An 18,260-nucleotide genomic window follows, 5' to 3' on the forward strand; every position below is an offset into this window, starting at 1 on the left:
CGCGTTCCGTTTGGACGTCCGGATCCTCTGCAGTGATCTCCCGAGACCAATTCGACGCGCTGGCCGCCCAGGGCCACACGCGCATCCCGCTGGTGCGCGAGGTGTTCTCCGACCTCGATACGCCGCTGTCGGTGTACCTGAAGCTCGCCGACGGGCCGTACACCTTCCTGTTCGAGTCGGTCGAGGGCGGCGCCACCTGGGGACGCTATTCGATCATCGGCCTGCCGGCCAGGCGCGTGTACCGCCTGCGCGGGCACGAGCTGGAGGTGGAAGACGCCGGCGAAGTCGTCGAGCGCCGCCATCTGGATGATCCGCTGGCCGAAATCGAAACGCTGCGCGCGCAGTACACCGTGCCGCGCCTGCCCGAGTTGCCGGCCTTCAGCGGCGGCCTGGTCGGCTACTTCGGCTTCGAGACGATCGGCTATATCGAGCCGAGGCTGGCGCAATGGGACCGCCCCGACGAACTGGGCACGCCCGACGTGCTGCTGATGCTGGCCGAGGAAGTGGCGGTCTTCGACAACCTCAAGGGCCGCCTGTACCTGATCGTGCACGCCGATCCGTCACAGCCGCAGGCCTACGCGCAGGCGCAGCGCCGGCTCGACGCGCTGGTCTACCGCTTGCGCCAGGGCGGCGCCTCGTATCCGCAGCTCAACCAGTCCGTGGCGCTGGACGAGGGCGACTTCAAGTCGTCCTTCACCAAGCCCGAGTTCGAGGCGATGGTGGAGAAGGCCAAGGAGTACATCCGCGCCGGCGACATCTTCCAGGTGGTGCCCTCGCAGCGCCTCAGTGTGGGCTTCAATGCGCGGCCGGTGGACGTCTACCGCGCGCTGCGCGCCTTGAACCCCTCGCCGTACATGTACTTCGTCGATCTGGGCGGTACGCAGATCGTCGGCTCCTCGCCGGAGATCCTGGCGCGCCTTAAGGACGGCAAGGTGGTGGTGCGCCCGCTCGCTGGCACGCGCAAGCGCGGCGCGACGGAGCCGGAAGACCGCGCGCTGGAGGCCGAACTGCTGGCCGATCCGAAGGAACGCGCCGAACACGTCATGCTGATCGACCTGGGCCGCAACGACATCGGCCGCATCAGCCAGACCGGAACGGTCGAAGTGAGCGAGTCGTTCGTGATCGAACGCTATTCGCACGTCATGCACATCGTCTCGCAGGTGCAGGGCACGGCGCGGCCGGGGCTGTCCTACATGGACGTGCTCAAGGCCACCTTCCCCGCCGGCACGCTCTCGGGCGCGCCGAAGATCCGCGCGCTGGAGATCATCCAGGAGCTCGAGCCCTACAAGCGCAACATCTACGCCGGCGCGATCGGCTGGATCGGCTGGTGGGGCGACGCCGATACCGCCATCGCGATCCGCACTGCGGTGATCCAGGATGGCCGCCTGCACGTGCAGGCTGGCGCCGGCATCGTCTACGACTCCGACCCGGCGGCCGAGTGGGAGGAGACGATGAACAAAGGGCGTGCGCTGTTCCGCGCGGTGGCCCAGGCCGCCAAGGGGCTCTGAGCAGGTTTCCTTCCACCAGGCGGCTGCTGCGACAGCCAGGCGCTGCAGCAAACAGGCGGGGGCGCAAAAACTTTCGCTCGCATGCATGACTTTCGGCAGGGCTGGAGCCGATTGCAACTTTATATCGTTCCAGCCTTTCTCCTCCGCGGAGCGATGTACGGCATGAACAAGGGTTGGATGGTCGTACTGGCCTTGTTGCTGCTGTGCGGCTGTGCGGTGGGGCCGGATTTCAAGCGGCCCGCGGCACCGGCGGTGGGCAGTTACACGGCCGAGCCGATGACCGCGACGGTCGCTGCCGCCGGCGGTACGGGTGGTCAAGCGCAGCGCTTCGTCCGGGGCGGCGACATTCCGGCGCAGTGGTGGCGGCTGTTCCACTCCCCGGCGCTCGATGCGCTGATCACGCAGGCGCTGGCCCACAACCCGGACCTGAAGGCGTCGCAGGCGGCTCTGGCGGCGGCACGGGAAACGGCACTGGCCGGCCGCGGCGCTTACTACCCGAGCATTTCGGCGGGCTTTTCCGCCAATCGCCAGCAGGATCCCTCCGGCGCGCTCGCGCCGGTCCCCAGCTCCAACGCCTCGCTGTACAACCTGATGAGCGCGCACGTCAGCGTGGCGTACTCGCCCGACGTGTTCGGCCTGACCCGGCGCACGGTGGAGTCGCTCCAGGCGCAGGCGCAGGCCGTGCGCTACGAGATGATCGCCAGCGACATCGCGCTCAGCGCCAACGTCGCGGTGGCGACAGTCCAGATCGCCTCGTTGCGCGAACAGGTTGAGGCCACGCAGGAGCTCGCCGGCGTCGACGCGCACATGCTCTCGATCATGCGCTACCAGCTGGCCAAGGGTTACGTCGGCCGGCTGGACGTGGCCGCGCAGGAGACCCAGCTCGCCCAGGTGGATGCCTCGCTGGCGCCGTTGCGCACGCAGCTTGCGCAGCAGCGCCATCGGCTGGCCGTGCTGGCGGGGCAATTCCCCAGCCAGGCGGCGGCCGACGATTTCACGCTCGCCAGCCTGCAACTGCCGCAGGACCTGCCGCTCAGCCTGCCCTCGGCACTGGTCGCGCAACGGCCGGACGTGCTGCAGGCGCAGGCCAATCTGCATGCGGCCAGCGCGCAAATCGGCGTGGCCATCGCCAACCGCCTGCCCAACATCACGCTGAGCGCGGACACGGGCAGCACGGCGCTGGCGCTCAACCAGTTGTTCAAGTCGGGCTCCGGTTTCTGGGGCGTGGGCGCCGCATTGGCGGCACCGGTGTTCCAGGGCGGCGCCCTGATGCACCAGGAGCGCGCCGCCAAGGCGGCCTATACGCAAGCGGCCGAGCAGTACCGCAGCACCGTGCTGACGGCGTTCGAGAACGTCGCCGACACGCTGGTCGCCCTGCAGCAGGATGCGCAGGCGCTCAAGGCCTCCACCGCCGCCAACGACGCGGCCAAGGTCACGCTCGATCTTTCGCAGCGCCAATGGAAGGACGGCCGTGCCGGCTACCTCGCCGTGCTGAGCGCCGAACAGGCCGCGCTGCAAGCCCGCGTCAGCCTGGCGCAGGCGCAGGCCAGCCGCTATGCCGACACGGTCGCGCTGTTCCAGGCGCTGGGCGGCGGCTGGTGGCATCGCAGCGACCTGGCCGCCGGCCAAGACTCACCCGCAACGACCAGCCCGAAGCCTAGCCAGGCGGCGGCGAGCAGGAACACTGATGAACATTGAGAGCGCACGCCGCGCGGCGCGTCCGGCCCGTGTACTGCTTGCCGCCGCAACACTGGCCCTGGTGGGGCTGGCCGCCTGCTCGAGACAGGCCGATGACCATGCGGCAGCGCCCGATACCGGCGTCCCGCACAACGCGACGCTGACCGCCGCGCAGCGCCAGCACCTTCGGCTCTACACGGTCGCGCCGGCGCGCTTCGAAGAATCGGTCCAGACCACGGGCGTGGTCGACTTCGACAACGATCAGGCCACCAGCGTGCTGGCGCCGTTCTCCGGCCCGGTCGCGCGGCTGCTGGTGGAGGCCGGCCAGCACGTGGCCAAGGGCCAGCCGCTGGCGCTGGTGGACTCGCCCGACTTCGCCGCCGCGGTCGGCGCCTACAGCAAGGCGCTGGTCACGGCCCACAACGCGCGCCGGCTGGCCGATGCCGACCTCGACCTCAGCCAGCACGAAGGCGTGCCGCGGCGCGAACTGGAACAAGCGCAGACCGACGCGGCCAGTGCCGAGGCGGACCGCGACGCTGCGCTGCAGGCGCTGCGCGCGCTCGACATCGACCCGCAGACGCTCAAGGCGATCCAGGCCGGCCACGCGCCGGCGCGCATCCAGGGCGTGATCCGCGCCCCCGTGGCCGGTACCGTCGCGCAGAAGCTGATCACGCCCGGCCAGTTGCTGCAGGCCGGAACCACCGCATGCTTCACGGTGGCCGATCTCTCGCGCATGTGGGTGATCGCGCAGGTGGCGCCTGCCGAACTGGGCGCGGTGCACGCGGGCGATCCGGCCACCATCGAGGCGGGCGGCATCGGCGCCTTGCACGGCAAGGTCGACAACCTGGGAACGCTGGTCGACCCCGACACGCGCGCGGTGCCGGTGCGCGTGGTGGTGGACAACGCCTCGGGCGTGCTGAAGAAGCAGATGTACGTGCGCGTGCGCATCCAGTCGCGCCAGCCACAGAGCGGGTTGCTGCTGCCGGTGTCGGCCGTGCTGCACGACGACGAGAACCTGCCGTTCGTCTACGTCGCCGAGCACGACGGCAGCTTCGCCCGTCGGCACGTCAGCCTGGGCGAGCGCGCCGGTGACAGCTACCCGATCACGCAGGGCATCCGGCCCGGCGACCAGGTGGTGGTCGACGGCGGCCTGTTCGTGCAGTTCATGCAAAGCCAATGAGCGCACATCTGCCTCCGATGCCGCCGCGTTCGGCGTCGCTGATGAACCGCCTGGTCGGCGCCTCGCTGGGCCAGCGCCTGCTGATACTCCTGCTGACGCTGGTGCTGGTCGGCGCCGGGGTGCGCGCCTGGCAGCGTCTGCCGGTGGACGCCTATCCGGACCTCTCGCCGCCCGCCGTCGACATCGTCACGCAGTGGCCCGGGCATACCGCCGAGGAAGTGGAGCGGCTGATCACCGTGCCGGTGGAGCGGGGCATGACCGGCATCCCGAAGACCGCCAACACGCGCTCGGTGTCGCTGTATGGGCTGTCCGACGTCACCCTCAATTTCGAAGGCGGCAGCAGCAACCTGCTCGATCGCCAGGAAGTGTTCAACCGGCTCGGCGGCCTGAGCCTGCCTGCTGGCGTCACGCCGTCGGTCTCGCCGATGTCCTCGCCCTCCGGGCTGATCTACCGCTACGTGCTGCAGAGCTCCGACCGCTCGCCGACCGAGCTCAAGACCTTCGAGGACTGGGTGATCGAGCCGCAGTACCGCTCGGTACCCGGCGTGGCGGACGATTCGGGCTTCGGCGGCGGCACCATGCAGTACCAGGTGCTGCTCGACCCGGTGAAGCTCGCTGGCGCCGGCCTCACCGCCACGCAGGTGCAGGCCGCGCTCGCCGCCAACAACTCCAACGCCGGTGGCGGCTTCTACTCGCAGGGTGGCCAGTTCTATTACGTGCGCGGCGTTGGCCGGCTGGTCTCGCTGGAGGACATCGGCAACGTGGTGCTGGCCGTGCACGACGGCAAGCCAGTGCTGGTCAAGGACGTCGGCCGCGTGGCCACCGGCATCGCGCCGCGGCTGGGCGAGTTCGGTTTCGAGAAGCAGGACGACGCCGTCGAGGGCGTGATCATGCTGCGCACTGGCGAGAAGACCCAGGACGTGCTCAAGCGGGTCGAGGCCAAGACGCGTGAACTCAACGACCACGTGCTGCCGCCGGACATCAAGGTCCATCCGTTCTACGACCGCAGCGACCTGGTCGCGCTGACCACCGACGTAGTGCGCCAGAACCTGCTGCGCGGCATGCTGCTGGTGGTCGTGGTGCTGATCTTCTTCCTGTACGACCTGCGTGCCGGGTTGATCGTCGCCGCCACCATTCCGCTGGCGCTGCTGTTCGCCTTCACCTGCCTGGACCTGCAGGGCGCCTCGGCCAACCTGCTGTCCATCGGCGCGATCGACTTCGGCATCCTGGTCGACGCGGCGGTGGTGATGGTGGAGAACATCTACCGGCAGATCGCCGATCGCCGGGACGAGGACTTCAACGTCATCGAGATCATCCGCGACGCCGCCGCCGAGGTGGACCGCCCGCTGTTCTACGCGGTGGCGGTGATCGTGGTCAGCTTCCTGCCGATCTACGTGCTGTCCGGGCCCTCGGGCACGCTGTTCAAGCCGATGGCCGACACCATGGTGTTCGCGCTGGTCGGCTCGCTCGTGGTCACGCTCACGCTGCTGCCGGTGCTGTGCTCGTGGCTGATGCGCAAGGGCGTGCGCGAGCGGCGCAATGCGATCTTCGAGGCGACCAAGGCCGCCTATGCGCGGGGACTGGATTTCTGCCTGGCGCATGCGCGCGGCACCATCGCCGCCTCGGCGCTGCTGCTGGGCGCCTCGCTGCTGCTGATCCCAGGCATCGGCGCGGAATTCATGCCGCACCTGGACGAGGGCGCGCTGTGGGTGCGCGCGACCATGCCCTACACGATCTCGTTCGACGAGTCGGCACGGATCGCGCCGCAGATCCGCGACATCCTGCATTCGTTCCCCGAGGTCACCACGGTCGCCTCCGAGCTTGGTCGTCCGGACGACGGCACCGACCACACCGGCTTCTTCAACGTCGAGTTCTACGTCGCGCTCAAGCCCTACGCGCAGTGGCACGGCGCCTACCGCACCAAGCCCGAGCTGATCGCGGCGATCAACAGGAAGCTGCAGGCCTTCCCCGGCGTCATCTTCAACTACACGCAGCCGGCCGAGGATGCGGTGGACGAGGCCGAGACGGGCTTGAAGAGCGCGCTGGCGGTCAAGGTGTTCGGCCCCGACCTGGAAACGCTCCAGCAGAAGGGCAAGGCGATCAAGCACGTGCTCGAGCACGTGCGCGGCATCCACAACGTGAGCCTGGTGCAGGAGCTCGGGCAGCCGTCCCTGAGCATCGTGATCGACCGCGCCGCGATCGCCCGCCTCGGCCTCAACGTGGACGACATCAATAGCCTGATCACCACCGCCATCGGCGGCGACGTGGCCACGCAGGTGATCCAGGGCGAGAAGCAGTTCGACCTGGTGGTGCGCCTGGACAAGCCCTGGCGCGACGACCCGCAGGCGATCGGCAACATCCTGGTGGCCGCCCCCGGCGGGCAGCAGGTGCCGCTCAGGACGCTGGCGCATATCGAGGTGACCAACGGCGCCTCCTTCATTTATCGCGAGAACGCCTCGCGCTACATCGGCGTGCAGTTCTCGGTGGAGGGGCGTGATCTGGCCGGAGCGGTGGAGGACGCGATGGCGCAGGTGAAGAAGCAGGTCGCGCTGCCGCAGGGCTACAGCACCGACTGGGGCGGCGAGTATTCGCAGTACACCGCCTCGCGCGCGCAGTTGAACGTGATCGTGCCCGTCACCCTGGCGCTGATCTTCCTGCTGCTGTTCACCCTCTACAGCAACTTCAAGTTCCCGTTCATTACCGTCGCCGGCGTGCTGCTGTCGGCGCCGGTCGGTGGGCTGGTGGCGCTGTGGCTCACCGGCACGCCGTTCTCGGTGTCCTCGGGGATCGGTTTCCTGGCGCTGTTCGGCGTATCGGTGCAGACCGCGGTGGTGTACATCTCCTATGTCAACGAGCTGCGGCGCAACGGCACGCCGCTGGCCGAGGCGATCCGCGAGGGCGCGATCCTGCGCCTGCGCCCGATCATGATGACCGCGCTGGTCGCCGCGCTGGGCCTGTTGCCGGCGGCGATGGCCACCGGCGTGGGCACCGATACGCAGCGGCCGTTCGCGTTGGTCATCGTCAGCGGATTGTTCACACGCCTGCTGATCAGCGTGTTCCTGATGCCGGCGCTGTATGCCGTGGTGGCGCGGCCGCAGGATCGGCTGGAGGTGTAGCGCCCGCTACACTTCCCGCCCGGCCACTGCAGGGGAAGATCCATGCGGCACGATCGCGCGCGGCGAAGCGCCACCTGGGCGTCGAACATGAGGCGCCTGCTTGCGTCGGTGCTCGGCCTGCTGGCGCCGGTCGCTGCCGCCGCCAACAGCTGGCCGGACACGCCGCTGGCCCGCACCGAGGCGCTGGCGCTGCTGCAGACGCTCAACGCCGACCTGCTCAGCCACGACAGCGCCACGCTCACGCTGGAGCGCTGGTGCGGAGCGCACGGTCTGGCGACGACGCCCGTGGTGGTCGCCCGGCGCGACCGCGAGGCGAGCAAGCCGTTGCCCGAAGATCTGCACCGCGCGCTCGGCGTCGACGCCGGCACGCCGGTGCGCTACCGCCGCGTGCAACTGGCCTGCGGCGACCGCGTGCTCTCCGAAGCCGACAACTGGTACCTGCCCGGACGCCTCACGGCGGCGATGAACCAGGCGCTGGACCACGGCGACACGCCCTTCGGCAAGGTGGTGGCGCCGCTGCATTTCCGCCGCCGCACGCTCTCCGCGCGATTGCTGTGGTCGCCGTTGCCGCAGGGCTGGGAAATGCATGGACTTCCGGTCGCCGGCAAGCAGCCGCTCGTTTTGCCGCACCGGCTCCTGCAACACCGGGCCCTGCTGGAGGACGCGCAGGGCCACCCCTTCAGCGCGCTGGTGGAAACCTATACCGAGCAGGTGCTGGCGTTCCCGCCACCGGCTGCCCGTCCGTAAACCTGCGTCGCGGGTTCTGCGACCGCCCACGGCTATCATGCCCGGCATGGCTGCCTTTCCCTCCGACGACCTGACCCGCGGGCTGTCCGTGATCCGCGCCAGCCGTCTGGAGGCGCTGCTGGACCCGCTGGTGGCGCTGCTCGATGCGGCGCCGCCGGTCAACGTGCTGGCGCCGCAGACGGTGATCGCGTCGCATCCGGGCATGCGCCACTGGCTGGCCGGGGCGCTGGCGCGCAAGCGCGGCCGCGGCGGCATCGTCGCCAACCTGCGCATCACCCTGCCCAGCAGCTGGCTGGACGAGCTGGCGCTCGCCGTGCTCGGCAGTACCGCGGTGGCGCTGGCGCCGTATCGGCGCGACACCTTGCGCTGGCGCATCCACGAACTGCTGCCGGGCATCGACGATCCCCAGGTGCGCGCCTACCTGGCCAGCGGCGATGCCGCGCGGCGCCGCTACCAGCTGGCCGACCGGCTGGCGCGGCTGTACACCCAGTACCTGACCTATCGGCCGGACTGGCTGCAGGCGTGGGAGCGCGGCCGCGACGACGTGCCCGAACCGACCTTCATGGCGCCGCTGTGGCGCCGGCTGCATGCGGCGATCGGCACGCCGCACCGCGGCGAGCGCGTCGAGGCGCTGGTGCGCGAACTGGCACGCCATCCGCAGATGCAGGCCACGCTCGAACCGCTGCACCTGTTCGGCGTGAGCCATCTGGCACCGGCCGAGCTGGCGCTGCTGCGGGCGGTGGCGCGCGTGCGCCCGGTCGTGCTCTACGTGCCCGACCCCTGCCGCGAATACTGGGCCGGCCTGCGCGGCGAGCGCGCGCAGCTGCGCGAGCTGGCCCGGCGCACGGATTTCACCGAGGACTCCGAGCAGTTCTTCCAGCAGCTCGGCCATCCGCTGCTCGCCAGTTGGGGCCGCATGGGCCAGCACTTCATGCTGAACCTGCAGGACGTCGACGACGCCGTCCGCGTGGACGTGCGCCACTGGCAGGACGAACGGCCGAATCCGGGCGGCGGCCTGCTGCAGCGCCTGCAGGAGAGCCTGCGCCAGCTCGACCCCGCGCGTGCCGCGCCGCTCGGCGGCGGCTATGACGCGGCCATGGCCGACCGCTCGCTGCGCGTGCACCTGTGCCACACGCGGCTGCGCGAGCTGGAAGTGCTCCGCGACGCGCTGCTGCACGAACTGGCCGAACGGCCGCAGCTGAAACCCTCCGACATCGTGGTGATGGCGCCGGACATCCAGGCCTACGTGCCGCTGCTGCCGGCGGTGTTCGGCGAGCCGGGCCGCGCGCACGGCCCGCTGCCCTACCACCTGGCCGACGTGGCGGTGGCGCGCACGCATCCGCTGCTGGAGGCCTTCAGCCGCTTGCTCGACGTGCCCGACGCCCGCCTGGGCGCGCCCGAGCTGCTCGACCTGCTGGAAGTGCCGGAGATCGCCCGCGCGCTGGCGCTGGCCGAGGACGAGCGCGAAACGCTGGCGCGCTGGCTGCGCCAGAGCCGCGTCGCCTGGGCGCTGGACGGCGAGCACCGCGCACGCTTCGGCGTGCCGGCGATCGAGGAGACCACCTTCGCCTGGGGCATGGACCGGCTGCTGGGCGGATACGCCATGGGCGACGACGCCGCAGGGCAGGGCGGGGCCTGGGCGTTGCCCGATGGCGAGCTGTGGCCGGTCGAAGGCGTGCGCGGCCCGCAGGCGCAGGTGCTCGGCGCGCTCGACCGCCTGCTGCTGGAGCTGGCCGCCCTGCAGCGCGATGCGCTGCAGCCGCGTACCGCCTCGGCCTGGGCCGCGCGGCTGGAACAACTGCTCGATGCGCTGTTCCGCATCGACCCGCGCGACGGCCAGGCGGCGGAGGCGCTGTCGCTGCTGCGCCGCTTCATCCAGGCCACCGCGGCGGAAGCCGCCGATTGCGGGCTCGATCCCACGCTCGATTTCGCCGTGGTGCGCGATGTGCTGCGCGAGCGCCTGGCCGCGGCGCCTGAGCGCCAGCGTTTCCTGCTCGGCGGCGTCACCTTCTGCGGCATGGTTCCGCAGCGCGCGATCCCGTTCGACGTGGTCGCCGTGCTCGGCCTCAACGACGGCGAGTTCCCGCGCAACGCCAGCGACGCCGGGCTGGACCTGATGGCGCGCCACCGTCGTCTGGGCGACCGCGACGTGCGCAGCGACGACCGCTACCTGTTCCTGGAAACGGTCATGGCCGCGCGCGAGGTGCTGCACCTGTCCTATCTCGCCGAGGGCGTGCGCGACGGCAAGCCGCGCAACCCGGCCGCGCCGCTGGCCGAGCTGATGCAGTTCCTCGACGAACAGGCCGGCCTGCGCACGCTGGCGGCGGACGCCGACGAGCAGCCGTTGCCGCCGGGCGCGGTGCGCCGGTTCCAGCGGCCGTGGCGCGTGCGCCATCCGCTGCAGCCGTTCGATGCGCGCTACTTCGACGGCAGCGATCCGCGGTTGTGCTGCTATGACTTGGGATTCGCCGCGATGCGCGCGGGCGGCGCGGCGCCGCGGCCCTTCCTCGCCGGCGCGCCGCCGCAGGAAGCCGCCGCCGATCTGGCGCCGATCCCGTTGCGCGAGGTGCAGGCCTGGTTCCGCGATCCCTCGCGCCAGGTGCTGGCCGGCCAGCTGCACGTGCGCCTGGATGCGCTGGAGGACGATCGCCTGCAAGGCCGCGAAGCGCTGCAGGCCAGCGTATCGGCGCTGGAACGGGTGCCGCAGCGGTTGTTCTTCGAGGCGGCCGCAAGCGGCTGCTTCGACCTGCCCGAGCAGGCGCCGGCATGGCTGCGCCTGGGCGGCGTGCTGCCGCCCGGGCGCATCGGCATGGACGCCTGGGCGGCCGAGCGCGCCAAGGTGCAGACCTTGCTCGCGCGCGCCGCCGACCATCCGCTGTTCGCCGGCGCGCTGCCGCAGCGCACGCCGCTGCCGCTGCTGGAAACCGTGACGGGCCTGCCGATCGAGGGCACGCTCGAGCGCGTCTGGAGCACCGGCGAGGCGCGCTGGCAATTCGAGGTCTACCCGGGCAAGGCCGAGGACAAGCTCGGCTTCCGCGAGCGCGTGCCGTTCTTCATCGAATGGGCGCTGCTGCGCCTGCTCACCACGCCGCCCATGGCCGTGCGCGCCTGCCTGCTCACCGACGGCGCGGAGCACCCCTGGGAAGACAGGTTCAATCATTGGGACGACGCTTATCGCGCGGCCGACGCCGACCAGGCGCAGGCCATGCGCGAGGACCTGGTCGCGCGCGTGGGCGCGTTGCTTGATCTCTGGCGCCAGGCGCAGCGCTACCCGTTGCCGTATTTCCCCCGGACCAGCTGGGCCGCACTGGACGAGCGCCCGGACAAGGCGCAGCAGACCTGGGCGGGTAGCTTCGGCCACCCCGGCGAGCGCGACTACGCGCCGGGCTACGCCTGGCTGCTTGCCGGCGAGATGGACTTCTCGCCCGAGCAGCCGGCGTTCGCCGAACTGCGGGCGTTCGCCGCGCGGCTGCTGCGCCTGATCCATCTCGACGTGGAGGCGACGGCATGAACACCGTCGCCCGCGACTGGACCATGCTGGACCTGGCCGGTCCCGGCCGCACGCTGATCGAGGCCAGTGCCGGCACCGGCAAGACCTGGACCATCTCCGTGCTGTACCTGCGCCTGTTGCTGGAGCAGGGCCTGTCGCCCGCGCAGATCGTGGTGACCACCTTCACCGACGCGGCCGCGCAGGAACTGCGCGAGCGCCTGCGCGGACGGCTGGCCTGGGCCGAGGACCAGGCGCTCGCGTGGCCGGTCGATGCACAGGCCGACGCGCCGACCGACATCGCATGGCTGCACGCACGCTGGCGCGCCGATCCGTCGCAGGCGGGCCGCGACCGCCTGCGCCTGCGCCTGGCGCTGGCCGACCTCGACCGCGCGCCGGTTACCACGCTGCATGGCCTGTGCAAGCGCATCCTCGACGACTACCCGTTCGAGAGCGGCGCCAGCCTGCAGGCCGGCGAGCTGGTCCCGGCCGACGCCTTGCTGGACGAATGGGCCGAGGACCTCTGGCGCCAGCTGCAGCAGGGCGAGGCGCCGCCGCCGCCCACCGCGCCGGCTTCGCTGGCCGAGCTGCGCCGGCTGCTCAGGGCTTACCTGCAGCCGGGCGTGGCCCTGTGGGCACCGGACGAGGACGAACTGGCGCGCCTGCTGCCTGTCGAGCGCGCGGACGCGCTCGATGCCTTCGCCGATCGCGCCGACCTGTTCCAACCGCGCAAGTCGGCCTTGAGGAACGCGCTGCGCGCCTTTGCCGGCTGGCTGCGCGACCGCAGCCAGGAGCTGAAGGAGTCCACGCTCAAGAACCTCGCGGCGGCGCCCTGGGACGACCAGCTGCATCCGCACGTGCCGGACGATCCCGGCGACGCCGAGCTGCTCGGTTTCGTGAGCGGCGCCTGCCGCGCGCTCGGCTATGCCCAGCACGCCGAGCACGTGCGCGCGTGGCAGGGCTGGCTGGCCCAGGTCGACGCCTGGCGCGCCGAGCGCCTGGCCGCGCGCGGCCAGCTCACCTTCGATGAACTGATCGCGCGCGTGGGCACGGCGCTGGCGCGGCCGGACCGGCATCTGGCCGAGCGCCTGTTCGCGCAATGGCCGGTCGCGCTGGTGGACGAGTTCCAGGACACCGACGCGCAGCAGTACGCCATCCTCGATGCGATCTACCGTGGGCAAGACGGCGTCGCGCGCGGCCGGCTGGTGATGATCGGCGACCCCAAGCAGGCGATCTACCGTTTCCGTGGCGGCGACATCCAGGCCTATCTCGCCGCCGCGAAAGGGGCGGACGAAGTGCTGCGGCTCACCGTGAACCAGCGCTCCACCAGCGGCCTGGTCGAGGCGACCAACCAGTTCTATGCGCTGGCCGGCGAGGCGCTGGGGCGTGCGCCCGATACGCCGATCCGCTACGAAGCGGTGCGCGCTGCCGGCCGCCGCGACCCTGCGTCGCTGACCGTCGAGGGCGTACCGCTGGCGCAGCCGCTGCAACTACATTTCAACCCCGACGTGCCGGAGAGCGCACCGGCGCGTCGCCGCGCGGCGTTGGAAGCCTGCGCCGCGCAGATCGCCGGGATGCTGGGCGACGGCCGCCACCGCATCGGCGACACGCCGCTGGCACCGGGCGACATCGCCGTGCTGCTGCCGGGCAACGCCGACGTCACCGTGCTGCGCGCGCTGCTGCAGCGCTACCGCGTGCCCTGTGTCGGCGCCGGGCGCAGCAGCGTGTTCGACGTGCCGGTGGCGCGCGAGCTGCACGTGCTGCTGCATGCCGTCGAACATGCCAGCGACGAAGGCGCGGTGCGCGCCGCGCTCGCCACGCGGCTGTACGGCCTGGGCTACGCCGCGCTCAAGGCGCTGCGCGAGCAGCCCGAGGCGTGGCTCGCCTACGAACAGCAGTTCGCGGCGTGGCGTGCGCGCTGGCAGCGCGAGGGCGTGCTCGCCGTGGTGCGCGCACTGATCGAGCGCGCCGCGCCCCGGCTGCTCGCTGGCGACGACGGCGAGCGCGCGCTCACCGACCTGCGCCACCTGGGCGAGCTCCTGCAGGCGCAGGCCGAGGCCATGCCCGGCCCTTCGCAGTTGCTCGACTGGCTGGGCCGCCAGCGCGACGGCGAGGAGGCCGGCGGCGACGCGGCGGAGGAACGCCAGCTGCGCATCGAATCCGATGCGCGCCGCGTGCGCCTGATGACCCTGCACGCCAGCAAGGGCCTGGAGTTCCCGGTGGTGTTCCTGCCGCTGATGTGGAACCACTGCCGCAGCGACCGGGACACCGACGTGGTCATCCACGAGCCGCTGTGCGGGCGGCGCGTGGTCGGTTTCGGCAAGGCGGCCAAGGCGCAGTACGACGCCGAAGGCCAGGACGAGCGCTTCCGCGTGCTGTACGTGGCGCTGACCCGCGCCATCCACGCGTGCCACGTCTACGCGTTGCCGCCCGATCGTCCAGCCGACGGCAAGCGGCACAAGGACGGCAGCCCCAGCGCGCCGCGCAAGGATCCCGAGCGCGCGCCGCTGGACGCCTCGATCGAGCGTCTGCTGCAACGGCTGGAGACAGGCGAAGCACTGGCCGCGGCCGCGCCGCGGCTCGCCTGGTCGACCATCGGCTGGCCCTGGCAGGCCACACCGTTGCCGCAGGCGCAGGACGAGGCGCCGGTGCGCCAGGCGCGCCCGCTGCCGCCGGTCCGGCCGATGGCGCAGGTCTACAGCTTCTCCAATCTCACCCGCGGCGCGCACGCCGGCGCGCTGGAGGACCAGGCCGCCAGCGACGAGACCGTGCCGGCGCCGGCCGCCGATCCGTTGGCCCCGCCTCTACCAAGCTCGGCGCCGCATCCGGAGCTGCTCGCGCTGGCCGGCGTGCGCGGCGCGGACATCGGCAACGCCATGCACGCCATGTTCGAACTGCGCAGCATCGGCCAGCCGATGGAGACGCAGCACGCATTGATCGACCGTTGCCTGCGCGACTTCGGCGTGCGGCTGGAGGACGCCCAGCGCGGCGCCTTCATCGCACGGCTGGCGCGCCGACTGCAGGCGAATCTCGATACGCCGCTGCTGTCCGGCCTGCGCCTGGGCGCGCTGCCGGCCGAGCGACAGCTGGCCGAGATGGAGTTCCACTACGCACTGGACGACGCCTCGATGGCCGCCCTGCGCGAGGCCTGCACCGCGCTGGGCGAACCGGCGCTGGTGCCGTTCGCGAGCGTCGGCCACCTGCGCGGGCGCATGACCGGCAAGATCGACCTGATCCTCGAACACGAGGGGCGTTACCTGGTGCTCGACTACAAGAGCAACTACCTGGGCGACCACGTCGAGGACTACCGGCCCGCGGCGCTGGCCTTGGCGATGGACGCGCACCACTACCGCTTCCAGGCGCTGCTCTACACCGTGGCGCTCGACCGCATGCTGCGCCAGCGCCTGCCGGGCTACGTGCGTGAGCGGCATCTGGGCGAGGCGATCTACCTGTTCGTGCGCGCGGTGGGCTTGGGTTCGGATGCCGGCGTGTGGCGGCATCGTTTCGGCGATGCCTTGATCGAAGCGGTCGACAACGTGCTGGCAGGGCGCGAACTGGAGGTCGTGGCATGAGCACCTACCGGTTCCAGCGCTCGCCCGCGGAACTCGCCGACACGCCCTGGCGCCCGCTCGATCGCGCGCTGCTGCGCTGGGCGCTCGCGCACGGCGGCTCGCCGCTGGTGGCGCGACTGGCGGCGTGGGCCAGTTTTGCCGACGGTGAGGGCGACACGGCCTTGCCGCTCGCCGGCGAGCAGGCCGGCCGCCATGGTGCGCCGGCGCTCACGCCCGACGAGCTGGCCGCCGTGCGCACCGACCCGCTGGTCAGCGACGGCAGCGTTCCCGCGCCGTTCGTGCTCGATGCGCATGGCCGCTTCTACCTGTGGCGCAACCATGCCGACGAAGTCGCGGTGGCGCGGCAACTGCGCGCGCGCCGCGCGGCGGGCCGCAGCGTGGCCATGGACGAGGCGACGCTGGACGAATTGTTCGGCGGCGTCCGCGGCGCAGCGGTCTCGCGCCAGCGCCAGGCGGTGGCGCAGGTCGGCGGCCGGCGGCTGTTCGTGCTCACCGGCGGCCCCGGCACCGGCAAGACCACCACCGTGCTGCGCATGCTGTTGCGGCTGCAGCAGCTCGATTCCGGCAAGGCATCGACGATCCAGGTCGGCGCACCCACCGGCAAGGCCGCGCAGCGGCTGGTGCAGTCGCTGCGGCAGGGCAAGCAGGCCCTGCAGGCCTCGCTGCCCGAGGCGTGGCTGCCGCTGCTGGAGCGCATCCCGGACAGCGAGGCGCTCACGCTGCATCGCATGCTTTCCTACGAGCCGCGCCGCAACCGCTTCGCCCGCGACGCCGCGCATCCGATCGCGGCGGACATCGTGGTGGTGGACGAGGCCTCGATGATCGACCTGGCGCTGCTGCGGGCGCTGCTGGAGGCGGTGCGCCCGGACGCGACCCTGGTGCTGGTCGGCGATGCCGACCAGCTCACCTCGGTGGCCGCCGGTTCCGTGCTGATGGACGTGGTGGCGGTGATGGAGGCCGAGCGCGCGCCGGACATCGTGCGGCTGGAGCACAGCTTCCGCGCGGGCCAGCAGCTGGTGCCGGTCAACCGCGCGGTGCGCGCCGGCGACGCGGGCGCGTTCCGCGAGGCCGTGGCGCATGCCGGCGGGCACGCGCATTGGACCGCGGTGGACGAGGCGGCGCGCTTGCGCCGCGAGCTGGGCCAGTGGACCGAGGAACTGGCCTGCCTGCCGATCCGCCCCGTCCTGCCCGCGCACCGTGCGGAGCCGGAAGAAGCCGGCTCCGAACACAGCAAGCTCGCGCTGCAGGCACTGCATGCGCTGGCCCGGCGCCAGCTGCTGTGCGCGCTGCGCGAGGACGGTTTCGGCGCGCTCGCGCTCAACGACTGGATCGGGCAGCGCCTCAAGCAGGCCTGGGATGTGCCGGAGGATCGCGTCTGGTATCCGGGCCGCGCCGTGCTGGTCACGCGCAACGACTACGCCACGCGCCTGTACAACGGCGACGTCGGCCTGTGCCTGGCCGACGCCAGCGGTGCCCTGCGGGTGTGGTTCGAGACCACCGACGCCGATGGCCAGCCGGCTGCGCGCAGCTTCGCGCCCGGCACGCTGCCCGCGCACGAGGGCGCCTTCGCCATCACCATCCACAAGAGCCAGGGCTCCGAATACGACACGGTCGCCGTACTGCTGCCGCCGGATCCCGAAAGCCGCATCCTGTCGCGCCAGTTGCTCTATACCGGCCTCTCGCGGGCGCGCCGGACGGCGCTGCTGTGGTCGTCCGAAGCGGCGCTGGAGGCGGCGTTGGCGCGGCCGGTCAGGCGCGCGGGTGGATTGTCCGATCGCCTGACGGACGGGGCGCCCGCCGAAGAACCGCGGCAGCTTTCGCTGCTCTAGGCGTCGCCGCGAACGCCAATCCGAAAGCCCTTGCCGGGCGAGCTATTTCCCAAGGAACGGCTGCGCGATCTCGAGCACCGTCTGGTAAGGCTCCGGATCGTTGCGGTTGCTGAGCAGGATCACGGTCAGGTGCTGCTTGGGCCAACGCACGATCACGTTGCGGAAGCCGATGCTCTCGCCCGAATGCCACAGCGTGTCGCCGGTGATGCGCCAGCCGTAGCCATAGCTCGCCTCGTAGGGCTCGCCGGTGACCTTGGCGTGCGGGCTGAAGGCGGCCTGGCGCGAGGCGTCGCCGAGCAGGCGGTCGTCGTACAGCGCCGCGTCCCACTTGGCCAGGTCGTCGATGTTGGAATAGATGCCGCCGTCGCCGCGGGTGGCGGAGGTGAGGTCCTGGTCGGTGCGCAGCCAGCGGCCGCCGGTTTTGCTGTAGCCGTAGGCGCGGTTGGGCACGTTCTTGCTGTCGTGCACGTAGAGCAGGGTGTGGTCCATGTGCAGCGGCCTGAAGATGCGCTGCGCGAGGAAATCCTGCAGCGTCCGGCCCGAGGCCTTTTCCACCACCAGCCCGAGCAGCACGTAGCCGGAATTGCTGTAGCGATAGGCGCTGCCCGGCGCGAAGTAGCTGCGCGGCGTGGCCGACAGCATGCGCAGCACGTCCTGGTCGTCGAGCTGGGCGGTCCGGTTCGGTGGGATCAGGTCCTCGTAGTCGATCAGCCCGCCAGTGTGGCTGAGCAGCTGGCGCAGGGTGACCTGGTCGGTGGTGGCGGGCAGGCTGGGCAGCCAGTGGCGGATGGAATCGTCGAGCGTGAGCTTGCCGTCCTCGGCCAGCAGCAGGATCGCCGCGGCGGTGAACTGCTTGCTCACCGAGGCGAGGCGGAAGTCGGTGGCCGGGGTGACCTTGGCGTGCCGCTCCAGGTCGGCCAGGCCGTAGCCCTTGCGCAGCAGCGGCTTGCCGTCCCTGAGCACGAGCAGGGCGGCGCCGGGCGCCTCGCCCTGGTATCTCTGCATCAGGCGGTCGGCGTTCTGTATGCCGTCGCTGGCGTGGACCGAGGCGGCGAAAAGGATCGAGGCGAAAAGCAGAGCAGCGCGCATGCGTTTCTCCGTGCGTTGTGAACTCAAGCCCCGCTTCCATCGGGAGAGGGGTTGG

At 71.3% G+C, this 18,260-nt stretch carries 9 protein-coding genes; 8 read left to right on the top strand and 1 reads right to left on the bottom strand.

The genetic code is table 11. The annotated features are described in order from the left end of the window. The first annotated feature begins 32 nt into the window (after window positions 1–32). From trpE to recD, 8 genes are all read left to right on the top strand, one after another. Complete coding sequence (gene trpE, locus VGU03_RS15065) at window positions 33–1,508, top strand: anthranilate synthase component I (RefSeq protein WP_327481918.1); 1,476 nt, start codon at window positions 33–35, stop codon at window positions 1,506–1,508. Window positions 1,509–1,670: 162 nt separating this feature from the next. Next, window positions 1,671–3,206 (top strand): efflux transporter outer membrane subunit, encoded by a 1,536-nt coding sequence (locus VGU03_RS15070; RefSeq protein ID WP_327481920.1) that lies wholly within the window; start codon window positions 1,671–1,673, stop codon window positions 3,204–3,206. Further along, on the top strand, window positions 3,196–4,365 hold the full coding sequence (locus tag VGU03_RS15075; protein ID WP_327481922.1) for an efflux RND transporter periplasmic adaptor subunit: 1,170 nt from the start codon (window positions 3,196–3,198) through the stop codon (window positions 4,363–4,365). The genes VGU03_RS15070 and VGU03_RS15075 overlap by 11 nt, the downstream gene beginning before the upstream one ends. A 41-nt stretch (window positions 4,366–4,406) precedes the next feature. Continuing rightward, the gene (locus VGU03_RS15080) at window positions 4,407–7,481 is read left to right on the top strand and encodes a CusA/CzcA family heavy metal efflux RND transporter (protein WP_327481924.1); all 3,075 of its coding nucleotides are present in this window, start codon (window positions 4,407–4,409) and stop codon (window positions 7,479–7,481) included. Window positions 7,482–7,568: 87 nt separating this feature from the next. Continuing rightward, window positions 7,569–8,228, top strand: coding sequence for a hypothetical protein (locus tag VGU03_RS15085; RefSeq protein ID WP_327481926.1), 660 nt, complete (start codon window positions 7,569–7,571; stop codon window positions 8,226–8,228). 46 nt (window positions 8,229–8,274) lie between these two features. Then, on the top strand, window positions 8,275–11,739 hold the full coding sequence (recC, locus tag VGU03_RS15090; protein ID WP_327481928.1) for an exodeoxyribonuclease V subunit gamma: 3,465 nt from the start codon (window positions 8,275–8,277) through the stop codon (window positions 11,737–11,739). Further along, a complete protein-coding gene (locus tag VGU03_RS15095) occupies window positions 11,736–15,287 on the top strand; it encodes a UvrD-helicase domain-containing protein (protein ID WP_327481930.1) in 3,552 nt (1,183 codons plus the stop codon). The genes recC and VGU03_RS15095 overlap by 4 nt, the downstream gene beginning before the upstream one ends. Further along, window positions 15,284–17,116 carry an exodeoxyribonuclease V subunit alpha gene (gene recD / locus VGU03_RS15100; protein WP_327481932.1) on the top strand — a complete coding sequence of 611 codons (1,833 nt, stop codon included), beginning with the start codon at window positions 15,284–15,286 and terminating at the stop codon, window positions 17,114–17,116. The genes VGU03_RS15095 and recD overlap by 4 nt, the downstream gene beginning before the upstream one ends. Before the next feature lie 42 nt (window positions 17,117–17,158). Here recD and VGU03_RS15105 read toward each other — a convergent pair whose 3' ends face one another. Further along, a complete protein-coding gene (locus tag VGU03_RS15105) occupies window positions 17,159–18,205 on the bottom strand; it encodes a serine hydrolase domain-containing protein (protein WP_327481934.1) in 1,047 nt (348 codons plus the stop codon). Window positions 18,206–18,260 lie beyond the last annotated feature (55 nt).

Origin of the sequence: Frateuria sp. (assembly GCF_035944355.1) — a bacterium.
Lineage (GTDB): Bacteria > Pseudomonadota > Gammaproteobacteria > Xanthomonadales > Rhodanobacteraceae > Frateuria_A.